Origin of the sequence: Pseudomonas sp. Leaf48 (genome assembly GCF_001421885.1) — a bacterium.
In the GTDB taxonomy this organism is placed as follows: Bacteria; Pseudomonadota; Gammaproteobacteria; order Pseudomonadales; family Pseudomonadaceae; genus Aquipseudomonas.
Window position 1 is genome coordinate 1 of the sequence record NZ_LMLH01000029.1, and the last position, 19,032, is coordinate 19,032.

At 59.3% G+C, this 19,032-nt stretch carries 15 protein-coding genes; 4 read left to right on the plus strand and 11 right to left on the minus strand.

What is annotated here, in order from left to right:
• Positions 1 to 388: 388 nt before the first annotated feature.
• Entirely contained in the window at positions 389 to 688 is a 300-nt protein-coding gene (locus ASE98_RS19360) for a DUF6124 family protein (RefSeq protein ID WP_060542941.1), read from the minus strand.
• Between the two features lie 819 nt (positions 689 to 1,507).
• Positions 1,508 to 2,161, minus strand: coding sequence for an HD domain-containing protein (locus tag ASE98_RS19365; RefSeq protein WP_060542942.1), 654 nt, complete (start codon positions 2,159 to 2,161; stop codon positions 1,508 to 1,510).
• 280 nt (positions 2,162 to 2,441) lie between these two features.
• Between ASE98_RS19365 and ASE98_RS19370 the strand changes: the two genes are divergently transcribed.
• Positions 2,442 to 2,699, plus strand: a complete 258-nt coding sequence (locus ASE98_RS19370) for a hypothetical protein (RefSeq protein WP_060542943.1) — start codon at positions 2,442 to 2,444, stop codon at positions 2,697 to 2,699.
• Between the two features lie 173 nt (positions 2,700 to 2,872).
• Here ASE98_RS19370 and ASE98_RS19375 read toward each other — a convergent pair whose 3' ends face one another.
• From ASE98_RS19375 to ASE98_RS19415, 9 genes are all read right to left on the minus strand, one after another.
• Entirely contained in the window at positions 2,873 to 3,853 is a 981-nt protein-coding gene (locus ASE98_RS19375; RefSeq protein WP_060542944.1) for a peptide ABC transporter ATP-binding protein, read from the minus strand.
• Complete coding sequence (locus ASE98_RS19380; protein ID WP_060542945.1) at positions 3,853 to 4,821, minus strand: ABC transporter ATP-binding protein; 969 nt, start codon at positions 4,819 to 4,821, stop codon at positions 3,853 to 3,855. The genes ASE98_RS19375 and ASE98_RS19380 overlap by 1 nt, the downstream gene beginning before the upstream one ends.
• A gap of 10 nt (positions 4,822 to 4,831) precedes the next feature.
• Positions 4,832 to 5,755, minus strand: coding sequence for an ABC transporter permease subunit (locus tag ASE98_RS19385; RefSeq protein WP_060542946.1), 924 nt, complete (start codon positions 5,753 to 5,755; stop codon positions 4,832 to 4,834).
• Between the two features lie 10 nt (positions 5,756 to 5,765).
• Positions 5,766 to 6,776, minus strand: a complete 1,011-nt coding sequence (locus ASE98_RS19390; RefSeq protein WP_060542947.1) for an ABC transporter permease subunit — start codon at positions 6,774 to 6,776, stop codon at positions 5,766 to 5,768.
• Positions 6,777 to 6,848: 72 nt separating this feature from the next.
• A complete protein-coding gene (locus ASE98_RS19395; protein ID WP_060542948.1) occupies positions 6,849 to 8,444 on the minus strand; it encodes an ABC transporter substrate-binding protein in 1,596 nt (531 codons plus the stop codon).
• Positions 8,445 to 8,523: 79 nt separating this feature from the next.
• Complete coding sequence (locus tag ASE98_RS19400) at positions 8,524 to 9,957, minus strand: OprD family porin (protein ID WP_060542949.1); 1,434 nt, start codon at positions 9,955 to 9,957, stop codon at positions 8,524 to 8,526.
• Positions 9,958 to 10,130: 173 nt separating this feature from the next.
• Complete coding sequence (locus ASE98_RS19405; RefSeq protein ID WP_060542950.1) at positions 10,131 to 11,732, minus strand: ABC transporter substrate-binding protein; 1,602 nt, start codon at positions 11,730 to 11,732, stop codon at positions 10,131 to 10,133.
• Between the two features lie 302 nt (positions 11,733 to 12,034).
• Positions 12,035 to 13,660 carry an ABC transporter substrate-binding protein gene (locus ASE98_RS19410; protein ID WP_060542951.1) on the minus strand — a complete coding sequence of 542 codons (1,626 nt, stop codon included), beginning with the start codon at positions 13,658 to 13,660 and terminating at the stop codon, positions 12,035 to 12,037.
• A 469-nt stretch (positions 13,661 to 14,129) separates the two neighbouring features.
• Positions 14,130 to 14,846 carry an SIMPL domain-containing protein gene (locus ASE98_RS19415; protein ID WP_060542952.1) on the minus strand — a complete coding sequence of 239 codons (717 nt, stop codon included), beginning with the start codon at positions 14,844 to 14,846 and terminating at the stop codon, positions 14,130 to 14,132.
• Between the two features lie 412 nt (positions 14,847 to 15,258).
• On the opposite strand from ASE98_RS19415, the gene ASE98_RS19420 reads away from it, so the two are divergent.
• The 3 genes from ASE98_RS19420 to ASE98_RS19430 all read left to right on the plus strand — a co-directional run bounded on the left by ASE98_RS19420 (position 15,259) and on the right by ASE98_RS19430 (position 18,899).
• A complete protein-coding gene (locus ASE98_RS19420) occupies positions 15,259 to 16,521 on the plus strand; it encodes an ATP-binding protein (protein ID WP_060542953.1) in 1,263 nt (420 codons plus the stop codon).
• On the plus strand, positions 16,514 to 17,074 hold the full coding sequence (locus ASE98_RS19425) for a response regulator transcription factor (protein ID WP_060542954.1): 561 nt from the start codon (positions 16,514 to 16,516) through the stop codon (positions 17,072 to 17,074). Before ASE98_RS19420 ends, ASE98_RS19425 begins: the two co-directional genes overlap by 8 nt.
• A gap of 97 nt (positions 17,075 to 17,171) precedes the next feature.
• Positions 17,172 to 18,899, plus strand: coding sequence for an ABC transporter ATP-binding protein/permease (locus ASE98_RS19430; protein WP_060542955.1), 1,728 nt, complete (start codon positions 17,172 to 17,174; stop codon positions 18,897 to 18,899).
• Positions 18,900 to 19,032 lie beyond the last annotated feature (133 nt).

A 19,032-nucleotide genomic window follows, 5' to 3' on the forward strand; every position in this document is an offset into this window, starting at 1 on the left:
GCGCCGATGTCGAGGTCGCTGGCGGTGAATTCGATGCGGTAGAGGTAGGGTTGGCTGAGGTACTCATGGCCCTCGAAGGCGAGGACGTCGAGGTGGGTGTCGAGTTGGTCGATCTTGAGTTTGTGGCGGCTGTGGTCGTAAAAAGTGCGCAGCGGATTGCTCATGCTCAGTCCTTCCTTGTCTGCGGGGGACGGGCAGAAAAGGCAGTGCTTTCACCCGGGTCCGGGGGGATGAAAGCATTGAAAAATTGGAGAACAGTTGAAATAGGAAGCTTCTGAGGTGTGTGTAGGACGCGTCCAAAAAAGTTGCAGTGCTTGATCTGTAGGGATTTATTCGGCTCTGGGTTTTGTGGCGATGGCACTGGGGCTCTCGCCACAAGGTTCAGCGTTTAGTCCAGCGGCGCGACGTTATCCAGTGCGCGGTTGACGGCCAGGTCCGCCAGCATGATCACCTGCTGAATGCCCAGCAGCATGCTGCGCTGCGGGCCGTCGAGGAAGGTGGCGAAGTCGCTGGCCATCACGCTTGCCGAGGCCAGGGATTCGCAGGCGTGGGCCAGGAGGCTTTCGGTGTCGATGTTGGGGGCGATGACGAACATTGCGCTGGGGTTGTGGGGGATGCTGGGCTTGAGAATGGCGGGTTTGAGGTTGAGGGTATTGGATTCAGGGGGATTGGGGGTGGGTTTGACCATGATGGAGCTCCTTGATTGATGGAGCTGCCACGGTTCGCTGCGAAGCGGAGAAGGTGGCAGCCATACGCAGGTTCGCAGACCGGGAATCAAGGAACCCGGCAGACCGGAGGTCTCCCGCGCATAGCCGCCATAACGCATTACAGTGTGCAAACAAAAGCGCCAACTGAATGGAAACGGTGGCGCTGAGCGCCTTGATTGACCCAGGCTGCGAAACCCGATCGCTGAGTTTTCAGCGACCCGGCGACGATAGAGTCCGGGTCCAAGGCGCACAAGCCGGCGGATTCTGGCGTAGTTGTAGGCAATGGCGCAAGGCGGTGTAGTTACGGTTCTGGTCCTACAGACCGCTCTGATATTTGCCCAAGTGGCGGGAGCGTGCAGGCCGCCATCGCTGGCAAGCCACACACAGGTGAACGGGTCTGCTCACGGAATTCGCGCCCGGCGAAGAACAACTGTAGGAGCCGGCTTGCTGGCGAAGGTCGTCAACGATGACGCTGGGTCCCTGACACCCCGCAGCGCGCCAAGGTTTTTCGCGAGCCTGCTCGCTCCTACAGGGAGTCGGTGTCTGTTCGCGAGTTTTGCGCCTGGCGCTGATCAACTGTAGGAGCGAGCATGCTCCGGGCGGCGTTCCGACGAAGGAGGTTAACGATTACACGGGCATTCCGGGTGCCCTCGGCGCTCTCGGTTTTTTCGCGAGCCTGCTCGCTCCTACAGGGTATGGCGTCAGAAGATGGATTTGGCGTCTGGCGTAGAACAACTGTGGGAGCCTGCTCGCGAAGGATCCGGATTCGCCGCGTTTAGTCAGAATGTCTGCGCTGTGAATCAGCCAATCCCGATCTCTTCCTTGAACTGCTCCAGAAACCCCTTCAAACGATCATGGCGAACATATGCCAAACGTTGTCCCGTAGTGGTCTGGAAACCATCCGCCAAATGCAGCAGCTTGGTCTGAAAATGGTCAATGCAAAACCGTGTGTCGTCGTAGGCGCGGTCGTGGCCTTCGGGGTCCTGTGGGTCGTACAGGGCGCTGCCCATGCGCCCGGCAACATAGAAGGTGCGGGCGACTCCGAGCATGCCCAGGGAGTCGAGGCGATCGGCGTCCTGGATGACTTTCGCTTCCAGCGAGGTTGGAGTGATGTTGGCGGAAAAACTGTGGGCTTCAATGGCGTGGGCGACGGCTGCGATTTTGCTGTCGGACCAAGCCATCTCCGCTAACACCCTCGACGCTTTCTGGGCCGCCAGTTGTGATGCCTGGGAACGCAGCGGCGAGTTCTTTTCAACAGCCACGCAATCATGCAACAGCACTGCGGCCAGCAGCACCTCAAGATCGCCACCTTCTTGTGCCTGAATCAAACGCACGTTGTGCCATACCCGCTGCAGGTGCGACAGGTCGTGAGCACCGTCTCCCGAGGGTTCCAGGGCGTGGGGCAGCAAGGTAGCGGCTAGTGGTTGCATCGGTGCGAAAGCGCTGGTGGTCATCCGGTGTCCTATGGTCTGAACGTACTTTGCCGCGCATGTCGGCCAATCTTGTGAGGAGTCATTGTGGCATGCAAAACCTGGGCTCCCGAAGAAAGATCAAAAGATCGCAGCCTTCGGCAGCTCCTACAGATATCGATTTTTTCGGCATAACCCTTATTGCAAACCAGTCTCCACCCCAATGGCATTCCGTCCGCTCGCTTGCGTCCTATCTGGAGAACCGTGCTGATCGCAACTAGATTTCAATCAGCGCCATACACTCCACAAATGGAAGGACTCGGCCATGAACAGGTTGCTACGTGTTTTATTGGTATTGAAGGTGTTGGTGATGCTGTCCCTCGGCAGTGCTACGGCGTGGGCCGAGTGCGAGAAGCATGAAACCCAGGCTTCGAATGCTCAAGCTGGGCAGGGTGAATTGATGATCGCCGCGTCCGACTCGGAGCCGGGCGACATGGGGCAGGGTGGCAGCGCGGGCAATGATGACGCGACCACCGACGAACCGGATTCCGATGACCCCGACGAAGGTGATAGCCAGACGTAAATAGCTGACAAAAGAAAACCCCTTCTGCCGGATTGCCGTGCAATCGGGCTGGAAGGCGTCAGGACAACAACACAGTCCCTGTGGGAGCGGGCTTGCTCGCGAAGGCGGTCTGTCAGTCGCAGTAATATTGACTGAAATGACGCCTTCGCGAGCAAGCCCGCTCCCACATTTTTTTATGCCGCGCCGTCGAGGAACTGCTCGGCGTAGTGGCAAGCCACCTGGCGGTTGTCGAGCGGGCGCAAGGCCGGCTCTTCAGTGCTGCAGCGCTCGGTCGCGTACGGGCAGCGCTTGTGGAAAGCACAGCCGGGTGGCGGGTTCAGCGGGTTGGGCAATTCGCCGACGATCTTGATCTTCGGCTTGTTCGGGTCCGGGTGAATGGTCGGGGTGGCCGACAGCAACGCCTGGGTGTACGGATGCAGCGGACGCTCATAGATGTCGTTCTTCGGGCCCATTTCCACTGGGCGGCCGAGGTACATCACCATCACGTCATCGGCGACGTGTTGCACCACCGCGAGGTTGTGGGAGATGAACACGTAGGCGGTGTTGAACTCTTGCTGCAGATCCATGAACAGGTTCAGTACCTGCGCCTGAATCGACACGTCCAGGGCCGAGGTCGGTTCGTCCGCCACCAGCACTTTCGGTTGCAGCATCATCGCCCGCGCCAGGGCAATCCGCTGGCGCTGACCGCCGGAGAACATATGCGGATAACGCTGATAATGCTCAGGGCGCAGACCCACTTGCTTCATCATCGCCTGGACTTTTTCGCGACGTTCCGAGGCGCTCAGGTTGGTGTTGATCAATAAAGGCTCTGCCAGCTGATCACCGACTTTCTGCCGTGGGTTCAACGAGGCGTACGGGCTCTGGAACACCATCTGCACGTCTTTGCGCAGCTGTTTGCGCTGGGCTTTGTCGGCGCCGGAAACTTCCTGCCCGGCGATTTTCAAGGAGCCGGAGGACGGCTCTTCGATCAGCGTCAGGGCCCGGGCCAGGGTGGATTTGCCGCAACCCGACTCGCCCACGACGGCGAGGGTCTTGCCGGCTTCCAGTTCGAACGACACGCCGTTCAGGGCGCGTACGGTCGCATGACCCTTGAACATGCCACGGGACACTTCGTAGTGACGGGTGAGGTCGCGGGCGGTAAGTACGACGGCCATTACGCCACCTCCTGGTTCAGCGGGTAGAAGCATCGGGCGAGGCTGTTGCTTTTCGGGTCAAGGGTCGGACGCTGCGCGCGGCAGTTGTCCTGCACATACGGGCAGCGCGGCGACAGCAGGCAGCCTTGTGGACGGTCATAACGACCGGGAACGATGCCCGGCAGGGTCGACAGGCGCGAGGCCCCGAGGCTGTGTTCCGGAATCGCCTTGAGCAGTGCTTCGCTGTAAGGGTGCGCCGGAATGTCGAACAGTTGTGGTACCTGACCGACTTCTACGGCTTGCCCTGCGTACATCACGCACACGCGCTGGGCGGTTTCCGCCACGACGGCAAGGTCGTGGGTGATCAGCACCAGGCCCATGTTCTGCTCTTTCTGCAACGCCAGCAGCAGGTCCATGATCTGCGCCTGAATGGTTACGTCCAGTGCAGTGGTCGGTTCGTCGGCGATCAGCAGCTTTGGTTCGCCGGCAATCGCCATGGCGATCGCGACGCGCTGGCTCATGCCGCCGGACAGTTGATGCGGGTAGGCGTCCATGCGACTGGCCGCGCCCGGGATCTCAACTTTTTCCAGCAGTTCGATGGCGCGTTTGCGCGCAGCCTTGCCGGACATTTTCAGGTGCAGGCGCAGCACTTCTTCGATCTGGAAACCGACGGTGTAGCTCGGGTTCAGCGCGGTCATCGGGTCCTGGAAGACCATCGACAGGTCTTTGCCGACGATCTGCCGACGCTGACGGTTGCTCAGCTTGAGCATGTCCTTGCCGTCAAAGCTGAGGGAGTCGGCGGTGACGATGCCTGGGTGCTCGATCAAGCCCATCAGCGCCATCATGGTCACGGATTTACCCGAACCCGACTCGCCAACGATGGCCAGCACTTCGCCCTTGTCGACTTTCAGGTCGAGGCCGTCGACTACTGGCGTGGCGTTCTTGTCGCCGAAGCGCACATTGAGATTCTTGATTTCTAACAGTGACATTGGAATCTCCTCAGGCGGCGTTCTTGAGTTTCGGGTCCAGCGCGTCGCGCAGGCCGTCACCCATCAAGTTGATTGCCAGCACGCTGAGCAAAATGGTCAAACCAGGCAGGCTCACTACCCACCAGGCGCGTTCGATGTAGTCGCGAGCGGAAGCCAGCATGGTGCCCCACTCAGGGGTTGGCGGTTGTACGCCAAGGCCGAGGAAGCCCAGTGCCGCGGCATCGAGAATCGCCGAGGAGAAGCTCAGGGTGGCCTGAACGATCAGCGGCGCCATGCAGTTGGGCAGCACGGTGACGAACATCAGGCGTGGCAGGCCGGCACCGGCCAGGCGCGCGGCGGTCACGTAGTCGCGGTTCAGTTCGCCCATCACCGCGGCGCGGGTCAGACGAACGTAGGACGGCAGGGATACCACGGCGATCGCGATCACGGTGTTGATGAGGCCTGGGCCGAGGATGGCGACAATCGCCACGGCCAGCAGCAGGGACGGCAGGGCCAGCATGATGTCCATCAGACGCATGATGGTCGGACCGAGCAGGCGCGGGAAGAACCCGGCGAACAGACCCAGCAGGATGCCCGGGATCAACGACATTACCACCGACGACAGGCCGATCATCAAGGACAGACGCGAACCCTGGATCAGGCGCGACAGCAGGTCACGGCCCAGCTCGTCGGTGCCCAGCAGGAACTGCAGTTGCCCACCTTCCAGCCAGGCTGGCGGGGTCAGCAGGAAGTCACGGTATTGCTCGCTCGGGTCATGGGGCGCGACCCATGGAGCGAAGATGGCGCAGAAAATCACCAGCAACATGAACATCAGGCCGGCAACGGCACCCTTGTTGCGGGAAAACGCGTGCCAGAATTCTTTGTACGGAGACGGGTACAGCAGGCTTTGATCGACTGTTACCGCTTGATTTGGAGTTGTAGCTGGAGTGGTCATGGTCATGATCTCAGCGCTGATGACGGATGCGTGGGTTGGCAAAGCCGTAGAGGATGTCCACTACGAAGTTGACCACAATCACCAGGCAGGCGATTAACAGGATGCCGTTCTGCACAACCGGATAGTCCCTGGCGCCAATGGCTTCGATCAGCCATTTGCCGATGCCGGGCCAGGAGAAGATGGTTTCAGTCAGGACCGCACCGGCCAGCAGGGTACCGACTTGCAGGCCGACCACGGTGAGTACAGGGATCAGTGCGTTGCGCAGGCCATGCACGAACACCACGCGTGCCGGCGACAGGCCCTTGGCCTTGGCGGTGCGGATGTAGTCCTCGCGCAGCACTTCGAGCATCGAGGAACGGGTCATCCGCGCGATCACTGCCAGCGGAATGGTGCCGAGCACAATGGCCGGCAGGATCAGGTGGTGCAGGGCGTCGAAGAAGGCGTCCGGCTCGTCGGCCAGCAGCGTATCGATGAGCATGAAGCCGGTGCGTGGCTCGATGTCGTACAGCAGGTCGATCCGCCCGGAAACCGGAGTCCAGCCCAGGCTTACCGAGAAGAACATGATCAGGATCAGGCCCCACCAGAAGATCGGCATCGAGTATCCCGCCAGGGAGATGCCCATCACCCCATGGTCGAACAGGGATCCTCGCTTGAGTGCCGCGATCACCCCGGCCAGAAGGCCCAGGATGCCGGCGAACAACAGGGCGGCCATGGACAGTTCCAGGGTCGCGGGGAACAGGGAAGTGAACTCGCTCCACACGCTTTCACGGGTACGCAGGGACTCACCGAGATCGCCCTGGGCCAGCTTGCCGATGTAGTCCAGGTACTGGGCGTACAGGGGTTTGTTCAAACCTAGGCGTTCCATTGCCTGAGCGTGCATTTCAGGGTCAACCCTGCGTTCTCCCATCATGACTTCCACTGGGTCGCCGGGGATCATGCGAATCAACGCGAAAGTCAGCAAGGTGATGCCGAAGAACGTGGGGATCAGTAACCCCAGTCGGCGGGCAATAAAACTAAACATCGTGTGGTGTACCTCATCAGCCGGTTAGGCGTGCCCGGCATGCCTGGGTCAGCCATGCCGGGAGTTTCTTATCTACTTCACCTGGGTGGTGGCGAAGTTATTAGTGGTGAGTGGGCTAATGTGGTAGCCCTCTACGTTGTTGCGCATTGCGGTGAACATTCTAGTGTGTGCCATGCTGATCCATGGCTGGTCCTGGTTAAAAATAACCTGAGCCTGTTCGTAAAGCGCTGCACGTTCGGCCGGATCGGTTTTTTCCCGGGCCTGGTCGATCAGCGTCTGGAACTTGTCATTGCACCAGCGCGCGTAGTTTTCTCCGTTCTTCGCCGCTTCACAACTGAGCATAGGCGTAAGGAAATTATCCGGGTCGCCGTTGTCGCCCGCCCATCCGGCGGAAACCATATCGTGCTCACCGTTTTTCGCGCGCTTGAGCATTTCACCCCATTCCATCACGCGGATGTCGATCTTGATGCCGACCTTGGCCAGGTCGGCCTGCATCATCTGCGCGCCAAGCATCGGGTTGGGGTTGGTCGGGCCGCCACCGTTGCGAGTGAACAGGGTGAACGTGGTGCCCTCGGGAACGCCGGCTTCCTTGAGCAGGGCGCGGGCCTTGTCCAGATCGCGAGGCGGGTTCTTCAGGTTGTGGTTGTAGCCCAGCAGGGTGTCCGGGTACGGGTTCACCGCCACTGTCGCATTGCCTTTGCCGAACAGTGCGTTGACGTAGGCCACCTTGTCGAAGGCGATGTTGATGGCTTTGCGCACTCGCACGTCGCTCATGTACTTGTGCGTGGTGTTCATGCCGATGTACGAAACGGTCATCGCGTTCAACTCGTCGACCTTCAGGTTCGGGTCTTTCTTGATGCTCGGGATGTCATCCGGTTTCGGATACAGCGCGATCTGGCACTCGTTGGCCTTGAGTTTCTGCAGGCGCACGTTGTTGTCGGTAGCGATGGCCAGGATCAGCGCATCAGCCGGTGGCTTGCCACGGAAGTAATCCGGGTTGGCCTTGAAGCGAACCTGGGCGTCCTTGTTGTAACGCTGGAAAACGAACGGGCCGGTGCCGACAGGCTTGTTGTTCAGGTCGCCGGTCTTGTTGGCCTTGAGCAACTGGTCGGCGTACTCGGCGGAGTAGATCGAGGAGAACGCCATGGCGATGTCGGCCAGGAACGGCGCCTCGCGACGGGTCAGGATGAATTTGACCGTGTTGTCGTCGACCTTCTCGACGCTTTTGAGCAGTTCCTTGAAGCCCATGCTTTCAAAGTACGGGAAGCCCACGCTCGACAGTTTGTGCCATGGATGATTCGGGTCCAGCTGTCGCTGGAAGCTCCAGACCACGTCGTCGGCATTCATGTCGCGGGTCGGCTTGAAGTATTCGGTGGTGTGAAACTTGACGCCTTTGCGCAGGTGAAAGGTGTAGCTCAGGCCGTCCTCGCTGATGTCCCAGGATTCGGCCAGTGCCGGAATCACATCAGTGGTGCCGGGTTTGAAGTCCACCAAACGATTGAAGATGGTCTCGGCCACCGCATCGGCGGTGACTGCAGTCGTGTACTGGACCATGTCGAAGCCTTCCGGACTGGCTTCGGTGCAGACCACCAAAGGTTTGGCCGATACGCCAACCGCAACACTCAGCAACGCAGCCGCGAGGGCCGCACGTAGGGGAAGTATTTTCATCAAGAACCCTCTGCAATCGGTTAGAAGGACAAAAGCCGAACGGCCGATTCGTCACTGAATCAGCCGTTCGACCGGTGCATTACAGGATGTTGAACGGAACCGTGGTCACGAGACGGAACTCATTGATGCTGCCGTCATTCTGGTTTTCACTGGCACGGTGGGCGGTGTAGGTAGCGCGCACAGTGGTGGCCTTGAGCGGGCCACTCTGCACGGCGTAGGTCGCACCGATACCGTATTCATAGTGGTGTTCGCCATCCTGGGCCTGGATGCCGTCGTAACCCTTGCCGGCCACGCCGCCGTTGCCGGTGTAGTGCGTACCGTCGATGCCCCAGCCGCGAGCCTGGTAGATGTTGAATTTCAGGCCTGGCACGCCGTATTCGGCCATGTTCAGACCGTAGGCGACCTGGAAGGATTTCTCGTTCGGGCCGTTGAAGTCCGAGAGCAGGGAGTTGGCCAGGTAGATGCCGTTGGTTTCGTGCAGGTAGTCGAAGTACTCGTTACCGTTCACTTGCTGGTAGGAGAGTGTCAGGGTGTGGGCCAGGTGGGTCAGGCCGAACGACAGGGAGTAGGTGTCGTTGTCGATGTCGCCGATCAGGGCCTTGCCGGTGTCCTGAGTCTTGTAGTAGTTCAGGCCGGTGGTCAGGCTCAGCACCTGGCTGTCACCCATTACGTGGGTGGCGCCGAAGTAGTACTGGTTCCAGATGTCTTCAGCCTGGGTCGCCCAGAGGCTGGTGGTCAGGCTGGCGAGTGGGGTGTAGGTGATGCCGGCGGTGTTGACGTGATCGGTTTCAACGATGCCGTTGGCGTATTCAGTGCGGAATTTGCTCAGGCTTTCTTCGGTACGCGGTGAGTTGCGGTCGAAAGTGGCCAGGTCGAAGGCCAGGTTGTTCAGCTCTTCGCTGTGAATCGCCACACCCTGGAAGCTCGAAGGCAGCGCACGGTTGCCGATGACGTCGACCTGCGGGCTGCTGAAGTTCATGCGGCCGGCGGTCAGGGTGCTGTTGGACACACGGGCCTTGACGTTGGCCAGGCCCAGTTTGCTCCACTGGCCCTGGGCGTCACCGCCTTCTTTGGTCAGCGTACGGTTGTTGCCGGCGCCTGGACGAGTGCCGGGTGCGCCGCCATTGTTGGATGCCAGATCCTTGCGGTCCTGATCCAGGGCGATGGCGTTGTAGGCCGCCACTTCAGTGCTGAAACCAACGGTGCCTTCGGTGAAGCCCGAGTTGTACTTGACGATGGTGCCCTGGACCCAGTTGATCCGGCGATCGGTCGGGGTCGACACGCCGTCTTTCTTGTAGGAAAACTTGGCGCCGCGCTTGAGTTGTTCGTTGGCGTACCAGTTACGGGTAGTGCCGCTGATCGACTGCCCCTCGATGAAGCCGGTCGCTTCGCTCTGGGCGCTTTTATCTTTGACGGTAACCGGGGTGAATTCCTGGCTCTGGGTTTCTGCGTACGCCGTGGCGGTTATGCTGCTGATGGCCAAGGCCAATAACGCGGTGCTACTCAGTTTCATGGTGAAGCTCCTCACTTTCTTTTTGTATTCCGGTCTCTTCTTGTGATCCGGCTTTTTGGTTTAGAACTCATGCATGGCACTGCAAACGTTTGCTATTGGCCAAATTGGCGAATTACGGCAATACGCTTGCATGGGGGCGAAAAATTCGCCCCCCGGCGTTTCTGACAAAACGGTTATTTTTCCAGGCTGACACCCGAGAACACGTTGCGACCGAACGGGCTCACCTTGAACCCTTCGATTTTGGCACTCAACGGCTGGTTGACCGTCGAGTGAGCGACCGGCGTGATCGGCACTTGCTGCTTGAGCAACTGCTGCGCCTGTTTGTAGAGCACGGTGCGCTGGTCGCGGTCGGTGACGACCTTGGCCTGCTTGATCAGCTTGTCGTAAGCCGGATCACACCACATGGAGTAGTTGTTGCCGCCAATGGCATCGCAGCTGTACAGCGTGCCCAGCCAGTTGTCCGGGTCCCCATTGTCCCCGGTCCAGCCGATCAGGCTGACATCATGCTCGCCATTCTTGGTGCGCTTGATGTACTCGCCCCATTCGTAGCTGACGATCTTGACCTTGAGGCCGATTTTCGCCCAGTCGGCCTGGAGCATCTCGGCCATCAACTTGGCGTTGGGGTTGTACGGACGCTGAACCGGCATGGCCCAGAGGGTGATTTCGGTGCCTTCCTTGACGCCGGCGGCCTTGAGCAATTCCCGGGCTTTTTCCGGGTTGTAGGCGGCATCCTTGATGGTCTCGTCGTAGGACCATTGGGTTGGCGGCATGGCATTGACCGCCAATTGGCCCGCGCCCTGGTAAACGGCGTTGAGAATGCCTTGCTTGTTCACCGCCATGTCCAGCGCCTGGCGCACTTCGAGCTGGTCGAATGGTTTGTGGCGCACGTTGTAGGCGATGTAGCCAAGGTTGAAACCGGGCTTTTCGATGAGCTTCAGGGCCGGGTCGCTTTTCAACGCGGTCACGTCGGCAGGGCGCGGATGCAGGGTGATCTGGCACTCGTTGGCCTTGAGCTTCTGTACGCGTACCGACGCGTCGGTGTTGATGGCGAAAATCAGGTTGTCGAGCTTGACCCGGCTCGGGTCCCAGTACTGCTTGTTGCCGGTGTAGCGGATGTTCGAGTCTTTCTGGTAGCTCTTGAACACGAATGGCCCGGTGCCGATCGGTTTCTGGTTGATGTCGCTCGGCTTGCCCTCGGCCAGCAGTTTGTCGGCGTATTCGGCGGACAGGATGGCGGCGAAGCTCATGGCGATATTCTGGATGAACGCGGCATCGACGCTGTTGAGCGTCATGACCACGGTCAATGGCCCGGTCTTTTCGACCTTGGCGATGTTCTTGTTCAGGCTCATGCCGTTGAAGTACGGAAACTCGGTCGGATAAGCCTTGCGGAATGGTTGTTGCGGATCGAGCATGCGATTGAAGGTGAAGAGCACGTCGTCGGCGTTGAAGTCACGGGTCGGGGTGAAGTATTTGGTTGTGTGAAACTTCACGCCTTCGCGCAGGTGGAAGGTGTACTTGAGGCCGTCCTCGGAAATATCCCAGCTGGTAGCCAGGCCCGGTACGACGTTGGTCGCGCCTTTTTCAAACTCTGCCAGGCGGTTGTATAGCGGCTCGGCGGCATCATTATCGGTCGCCGTGGTGTACTGCGCCGTGTCGAAACCGGCGGGGCTGCCTTCGGAGCAGAATACCAGGCTGTTGCTCGCGGCCTGGCTGATGGAGGCGGTGGCCAACAGGCCGGTGCCCAGCAATGCGGATAAAATCAAGGTATGGCGCATAACGCTCCCTTTTTCTCTAAGTGATTAGCAATGAGCCGTCATCCCATCCCTGGACGTAGAGGCATCACTGATCTCAAGCCATACGCGCGGCAATGACCGATGATCCACGCAGTCGCTGGTCAGACCCCGACGGTATGAGTCGTGGGTCCGGCAGTAAATGCGAAAGGTCCTAAAGTCTTGTAGGAAATAGAAACATCGCTAACCCGGTGCCTGTAGCCAGCTGCGGATTGGGATGTAGGCAAATTCCTGCTTTATCGGCAGATATGCAACGGCGACGTCAAAAACGTCGCCGTTGCATAACCTTATTTGCTGACGCTGACGCCGTAGAAGGAGTTCAAGCCAAACGGGCTGATCTTGAAGTCCTGCACGTTGTCGCGCATAGGCTGGAACACCGTCGAGTGAGCGATAGGTGTCATTGGAACTGCATCTTTGAGGACGTGTTGCGCCTGCTTGTACAGTTCGGTGCGCTTGGCCTGGTCGGTTGTGCGCTTGGCTTCCTTGACGATGCCGTCAAATTTCTTGTCGCACCATTTGGAGAAGTTGTTGCCTTCCAGCGAGTCGCAGCCGAACAGCACGTTGAGCCAGTTGTCCGGGTCACCATTGTCACCGCTCCAGCCGATGATCATCGCCTGGTTCTCGCCACCCTTGGAGCGCTTGATGTACTCGCCCCATTCGTAGCTGACAATTTTAACTTTGAGACCGATTTTGGCCCAGTCGGACTGCAGCATTTCAGCCATCAGTTTGGCGTTCGGGTTGTATGGACGCTGCACCGGCATCGCCCACAGAACGATTTCGGTGCCTTCCTTGACGCCAGCTTCCTTGAGCAGCTCTTTGGCTTTCTCAGGGTCGTACTTGGCATCCTTGATGGTGGTGTCGTAGGACCACTGGGTCGGCGGCATGGCGTTTACGGCCAGTTGGCCCGCGCCCTGGTAAACCGAGTCGATGATCTGCTGTTTATTGACGGCCATGTCCAGTGCCTGACGCACTTTCAGCTGGGCCAGCGGGTTCGCCTCGTTGCTGCCCTTGACCTTGTCCATCACGTTATAGGCGATGTAACCCAGGTTGAAACCAGCCTGGTCAGGCACTTTCAGGGCCTTGTCTTCTTTCAGCGCCTTCAGGTCAGCCGGACGCGGGAACAGAGTGATCTGGCACTCGTTCTTCTTCAGCTTCTGTATACGTACCGACGGGTCGGTGGTGATGGCGAAGATCAGGTTGTCGATCTTCACGTCTTCAGGCTTCCAGTAGTCCTTGTTCCCGGTGTAGCGGATGTTGGAGTCTTTCTGGTAGCTCTTGAACACGAACGGACCAGTGCCAACCGGCTTCTGGTTGATGTCGGCGGCCTTGCCTTCTTTCAGCAGCTGGGCTGCATACTCGGCGGACTGCACCGAAGCGAAGCTCATGGCCATGTTCTGGATGAACGCGGCATCAACTTCCTTGAGGGTGAACTTGACGGTTTTGTCGTCGACTTTATCGATCTTGGTGATGTTGGTGTCCATCCCCATGTCGGTGAAGTACGGGAATTCGGTCGGGTACACCTTACGGAACGGATCATCCTTGTTGATCATTCGATTGAAGGTGAACAGCACGTCGTCGGCGTTGAACTCACGAGTCGGCTTGAAGTACGAGGTGGTGTGGAACTTGACGCCTTCGCGCAGGTGGAAGGTGTACGTCAACCCGTCCGGGGAAATGTCCCAGCTGGTGGCCAGACCAGGAACCACGGCGGTGCCGCCGCGCTCGAACTGGGTCAAGCGGTTGAACATGGTTTCTGCAGAGGCGTCGAAGTCGGTTCCGGTGGTGTATTGACCTGGATCGAAACCGGCCGGGCTCCCTTCGGAGCAGAACACCAGGTTAGTCGCAGCTTGAGCGAAAGGTGCGCTGGCCAATAGGCTGGCGCCGACTAAAAACGGAATGACCGCGTGTTTAAGCATGGTGGCCTCAGATTGTTGTCATTTTTCGAATTAGAGGACGACCTCGTGAGTCGTGCCTGCGGATACTTATGCAGGGGCCATACCCAATGCAAGATCCAGAGTGACTACAAGCCTTAAACGGTGGCACGAACGTACCTTAATGTCGCATATGTATAATTTTTGACGCATTTGAACGTTTGCGCGACGTTTTTGCGGTGCAACTCGCGCACTTTTGTCGTGCGTCGCACCCAACGGGATGCTCCCGGTTGGGGCGGGTGTTACTTATTTATACCCTTGGCACTGGGGTGGGTATGGCACAAGTGCGGCTGGTTATTGTTGCACCCGGGTTGCGCAGACAAGTCTGAGTGATACCGGGTACAACCACTGGCTTTGCCAGTACACCTATTCATTTATAGCTCACGGGAAAACCGCTGCAAAAAAAACGGCGATCATTTTCGATGATCGCCGTTTGGGTATTCGAGTCAGCGAATCAAGGCATCAGCACTTCAATAGAGCCGTCTGCGGTCATGCTGACCTGACTGGTACCGGCTTCAACTTCCGGAGTGACCGGTGCGGCATCCATGGCGGCGGCTTTCATCATCATCGGCCCGCGCATATAGGGTTGTGGATAACCGTTGCTGTTGAGGTTCAGGTTGACGATTTTGTAGCTCTTGCCGCCCAAGGCATCGGTGGCCAGTTGAGCACGGGCCTTGAAGGCGCTTACGGCCTCTTTGAGCAGGGCGTCTTCGCTGGCCTTGCGGGTCGGCGTCGCGATGGCGAAGTCCATGCCGCCCATTTTCAGATCGGTGAGCAGTTCGCCGGTCAGTTTCGACAGCGCGGCGAAGTCCGCACTTTCCAGGCGCAGTTCGGCGCGTTCACGCCAGCCGGTGATCTTCTGACCCTTGGTGTCGTAGATCGGGTAGCTGTTGCGGCTGCCCTGGCGCAGCGTGATGTCTTTGACTTGCTTGGCCTGGGCCAGCGCCTTGTTCATGGTGGTGCTGACGTCGGCGGCGAGTTTGGCCGGGTCGCTGTTCTGTTCTTCGGTGTAGAGGGTCACGATCATCAGGTCGCGGGCCACTTCCTGACTGACTTCGGCGCGCAGGGAAATCTGGTTGTAATGAAGCTCGTCGGCCGCCAGGGTCGGGAGGCTGGCGAGGGTGCCAACGCCCAGGGCGAGGAGGGCGGCGCTGCGGCGGAATGTGTACATGAAGGCTCCTTGAAAGGTGCGCAGGGGTATGGTCAGGGCCTGCGTGAAACCATCAGACTCTAGCTTTGATGGTCGGGTTCGCATAGTTACAACTTCTATACAGATGTAACTCAAGTGGCCCTGTGGCGAGGGGGCCGCTGTGGCGAGAGGGCTTGTTGTGGCGAGGGGGCTTGCCCCCGTTGGACTGCGAAGCAGTCCCCCCCCAACCCTGCCGCCGCATTCTATCTGCCGTACCAGGTGAGGCAATCCACGACCGCTTCGCAGCCGAACGGGGGCAAGCCCCCTCGCCACAGTTGTCATCGCCCGGGAAATCATGGGTAGCACTGTGGCCGTTTGCCGCACTTTTGCCTGCCAGCCCCCGCGCTTGGTTATACTCCCAGCGATCCGCCTGGAGCGCTCATCAGGAGAGCTCATGCTCGCCCCCGTTCAAATCACCTCCGCCACTCGCCAGAACCTCTGGCGGCTGACCTTCATCCGCACGTTGGTGCTGGCCGCTCAGGCCGGTTCCGTGGGGCTGGCCTACTGGCTCGAGTTGTTGCCGCTGCCCTGGTTTCAACTGGCCGCTACCCTTGCTTGCTCAATGCTGCTGTGCGCGTTCACGGCAATTCGCCTGCGCACTTCGTGGCCAGTGACCGAGCTTGAATACGCCGTACAACTGGCCTGCGATCTGTTTATCCACAGCGCCTTGCTGTACTTCTCCGGTGGTTCGACCAATCCCTTCGTCTCTTATTACCTGGTGCCGCTGACCATCGCCGCGGTGACGCTGCCGTGGCGCTATTCGGTGATCCTGTCGGGCATCGCGTTGACGATGTACACCCTGCTGCTGGCGCGGTTCTATCCACTGCAAACCTTTCCCATTGCCCGGGAAAACCTGCAGGTGTACGGCATGTGGCTGAGCTTCGCCCTCGCCGCAGCGGTGATCACCTTCTTCGCCGCACGCATGGCCGAGGAGTTGCGTCGCCAGGAGGAACTGCGCGCCATACGTCGTGAAGAAGGCCTGCGTGATCAGCAGTTGCTGGCGGTCGCAACCCAGGCGGCCGGTGCCGCTCATGAATTGGGCACGCCGTTGGCAACCATGAGCGTACTGCTCAAGGAAATGCGCCAGGACCATCACGACCCGATGTTGCAGGACGACCTCAGTGTGCTGCAGGATCAGGTCAAGCTATGCAAGGAAACCTTGCAGCATCTGGTGCGCGCCGCCGAGGCCAACCGGCGTCTTGCCGTGGAAATGCAAGACGTTACCGATTGGCTCGACGAGGCATTGAATCGCTGGCACCTGATGCGCCCCGAAGCCAGCTATCGCTTCCAGCGACTCGGCCAGGGCGCGGTTCCACGCATGGCGCCGCCGCCGGACCTGACCCAGGCCTTGTTAAACTTGCTCAATAACGCCGCCGATGCGTGTCCCGAGGGGCTGCAAGTGACGCTGGACTGGGACGCGGAAAACCTGACCATCAGCATTCGCGACCATGGCGCCGGTGTGCCATTGGCCATTGCCGAGCAAATCGGCAAGCCGTTTTTTACCACCAAGGGCAAAGGTTTCGGCCTGGGCCTGTTTTTGAGCAAGGCCAGCGTGACTCGCGCTGGCGGCTCAGTAAAACTCTACAGTCATGAGGAAGGCGGTACGCTCACCGAGCTGCGCCTGCCCCGTGTCGCCCGAGGAGACGAACATGAGTGACGATATCCAGGTTGAAGGCGAAGAACTGCCGCACTTGCTGCTGGTCGATGACGACGCCACGTTCACCCGCGTCATGGCCCGTGCCATGGCTCGCCGTGGGTTTCGTGTCAGTACGGCCGGCTCTGCCGAAGAAGGGCTGGAACTGGCCAAGGCCGATCTGCCGGACTACGCTGCGCTGGACCTGAAAATGGATGGCGATTCCGGCCTGGTGCTGCTGCCCAAGTTGCTGGAAATGGATCCGGAAATGCGCGTGGTGATTCTCACCGGCTATTCCAGCATTGCCACCGCTGTTGAAGCGATCAAGCGCGGGGCCTGCAACTACCTGTGCAAACCGGCCGATGCCGACGACGTGCTGGCAGCGCTGCTGTCCGAACACGCCGACCTGGACAGCCTGGTGCCGGAAAACCCGATGTCCGTGGACCGCCTGCAGTGGGAACACATTCAGCGCGTTCTGACCGAACACGAAGGCAACATCTCCGCCACCGCCCGCGCCCTGGGCATGCATCGGCGCACCTTGCAGCGCAAATTGCAGAAGCGTCCCGTTCGCCGCTGAACCTGCGCTGAACGAATGCCGGCCGCTGCTCGCGACAAACCGAACCGATCATCTATGATCGGTTCGTGCGTGTACTTTTCTCTATCGAGCCTTTTCCATGAATCAGAACGCTGAGTACTCCGCGGTCAACGATGCTGTGCGCGGGCAGTTTTTTCGCAAAGTGTGGGCGATGATCACGCCTTACTGGCGAAGTGAAGAAAAGGGCAAGGCCTGGACCTTGCTGATCGCTGTGATTGCGCTGTCGCTGATCAGCGTGGGGATCTCGGTGTGGTTCAACACCTGGTACAAGGATTTCTACAACGCCCTGCAGCAAAAAGACGAGGCGGCCTTCTGGCGGCTTATTCTGTATTTCTGCGGGATTGCCGCGGTGGCGATTGTCGGTGCGGTATACCGGCTCTACCTGACGCAGATGCTGACGATCCGCTGGCGGGCGTGGCTCACCGAAAAACACTTCACTCGCTGGCTCGACGACAAGAATTACTACCGGCTGGAGCAGGGCGGTTACACCGATAACCCCGATCAGCGGATTTCCGAAGACCTCAATAATTTCACCTCCGATACCTTGAGCCTGGGCATTGGCCTGCTGCGCAACGTCGTCAGCCTCGTGTCGTTCTCGATCATCCTCTGGGGGGTGTCGGGGAGCATCGAAGTGTTCGGTGTGACCATTCCCGGCTACATGTTCTGGTGCGTACTGGTTTACGCGGTGCTGGGCAGTTGGCTGACGCATTTGATCGGGCGCCGCTTGATCGGCCTGAACAACCGGCAACAACGCTTCGAAGCCGACCTGCGTTTCTCCCTGGTGCGGGTCCGCGAGAATGCCGAAAGCATCGCGTTGTACAACGGCGAGCCGAACGAGAATCGCCGATTGAGCAGCCGCTTCGGCATGGTCTGGCATAATTTCTGGGACATCATGAAAGTGTCCAAGCGTCTCACCTTCTTCACTTCCGGTTACGAACAGGCCGCAGTCATTTTCCCTTTCATGGTTGCCGCGCCACGCTACCTCGCCGGCAAGATCGAGCTCGGTGAACTGATGCAAATCAGCTCGGCGTTCGGCAATGTCCAGGACAGTTTCAGCTGGTTTATCACCGCCTACCAGAACCTCGCCTCGTGGCGTGCCACCTGCGATCGTCTGCTCAGCTTCCGTCAGGCCATGACCGACAACGAGCAGCGTGCACCGGCCATCGACGTGAAAAACACGGGCTCGGTGTTGAAGGTGCATGACTTGGGTCTTGATCTGGCTGACGGTCGTCACTTGCTGACCAGCGCCGACATGACCGTGCAAGAGGGCGAGCGCGTCATGCTCAGCGGCCGTTCCGGCAGCGGCAAGTCCACCTTGCTGCGCGCGATGGGGCACCTTTGGCCGACGGGGCACGGAAGCATTCGATTACCGGCGGCGCGCTACCTGTTCCTGCCGCAAAAACCCTATCTGCCCATTGGCACACTGCGAGAGGCGCTGAGTTATCCACAGCCCGGCGAAACCTACCCGCAAGAGCGTTACGTCCAAGTGCTGGAAACCTGCCGTTTGCCGCATCTGGTGGCACGCCTGGATGAAGCCAACCACTGGCAGCGCATGTTGTCGCCGGGTGAGCAGCAACGCCTGGCCTTTGCCCGGGCTCTGCTGTACGCGCCGCAGTGGCTATACATGGATGAAGCGACGTCGGCTATGGATGAAGAAGACGAGGCTTCGCTGTATCAGGCTCTGATTGATGAGTTGCCGGGGCTGAGTATTGTCAGCGTTGGTCATCGCAGCAGCCTCAAGCGTTTCCATCCAAGGCACATCCGCATCGAGAATGGCCATCTGGTGGATCAGGCCGTGACTGCGTAGCCACTCTTGTTCGCGATTTGTGGCGATGCGGCGTTCCCACAAGCCCCCTCACCACAAGCCAGCTCCTGCAAGGGACGGTGGTGATCGTACAACCCGCTTGAGCTATGATGCACTTTCAGCCGATTCTTTCGAG

Excerpts from the sequence above, each read along its gene's own strand:
- ASE98_RS19360 (WP_060542941.1), bottom strand. The coding sequence starts at position 688 with ATGGTCAAACCCACCCCCAATCCCCCTGAATCCAATACCCTCAACCTC.
- ASE98_RS19365 (WP_060542942.1), bottom strand. The coding sequence starts at position 2,161 with ATGACCACCAGCGCTTTCGCACCGATGCAACCACTAGCCGCTACCTTG.
- ASE98_RS19370 (WP_060542943.1), top strand. The coding sequence starts at position 2,442 with ATGAACAGGTTGCTACGTGTTTTATTGGTATTGAAGGTGTTGGTGATG.
- ASE98_RS19375 (WP_060542944.1), bottom strand. The coding sequence starts at position 3,853 with ATGGCCGTCGTACTTACCGCCCGCGACCTCACCCGTCACTACGAAGTG.
- ASE98_RS19380 (WP_060542945.1), bottom strand. The coding sequence starts at position 4,821 with ATGTCACTGTTAGAAATCAAGAATCTCAATGTGCGCTTCGGCGACAAG.
- ASE98_RS19385 (WP_060542946.1), bottom strand. The coding sequence starts at position 5,755 with ATGACCACTCCAGCTACAACTCCAAATCAAGCGGTAACAGTCGATCAA.
- ASE98_RS19390 (WP_060542947.1), bottom strand. The coding sequence starts at position 6,776 with ATGTTTAGTTTTATTGCCCGCCGACTGGGGTTACTGATCCCCACGTTC.
- ASE98_RS19395 (WP_060542948.1), bottom strand. The coding sequence starts at position 8,444 with ATGAAAATACTTCCCCTACGTGCGGCCCTCGCGGCTGCGTTGCTGAGT.
- ASE98_RS19400 (WP_060542949.1), bottom strand. The coding sequence starts at position 9,957 with ATGAAACTGAGTAGCACCGCGTTATTGGCCTTGGCCATCAGCAGCATA.
- ASE98_RS19405 (WP_060542950.1), bottom strand. The coding sequence starts at position 11,732 with ATGCGCCATACCTTGATTTTATCCGCATTGCTGGGCACCGGCCTGTTG.
- ASE98_RS19410 (WP_060542951.1), bottom strand. The coding sequence starts at position 13,660 with ATGCTTAAACACGCGGTCATTCCGTTTTTAGTCGGCGCCAGCCTATTG.
- ASE98_RS19415 (WP_060542952.1), bottom strand. The coding sequence starts at position 14,846 with ATGTACACATTCCGCCGCAGCGCCGCCCTCCTCGCCCTGGGCGTTGGC.
- ASE98_RS19420 (WP_060542953.1), top strand. The coding sequence starts at position 15,259 with ATGCTCGCCCCCGTTCAAATCACCTCCGCCACTCGCCAGAACCTCTGG.
- ASE98_RS19425 (WP_060542954.1), top strand. The coding sequence starts at position 16,514 with ATGAGTGACGATATCCAGGTTGAAGGCGAAGAACTGCCGCACTTGCTG.
- ASE98_RS19430 (WP_060542955.1), top strand. The coding sequence starts at position 17,172 with ATGAATCAGAACGCTGAGTACTCCGCGGTCAACGATGCTGTGCGCGGG.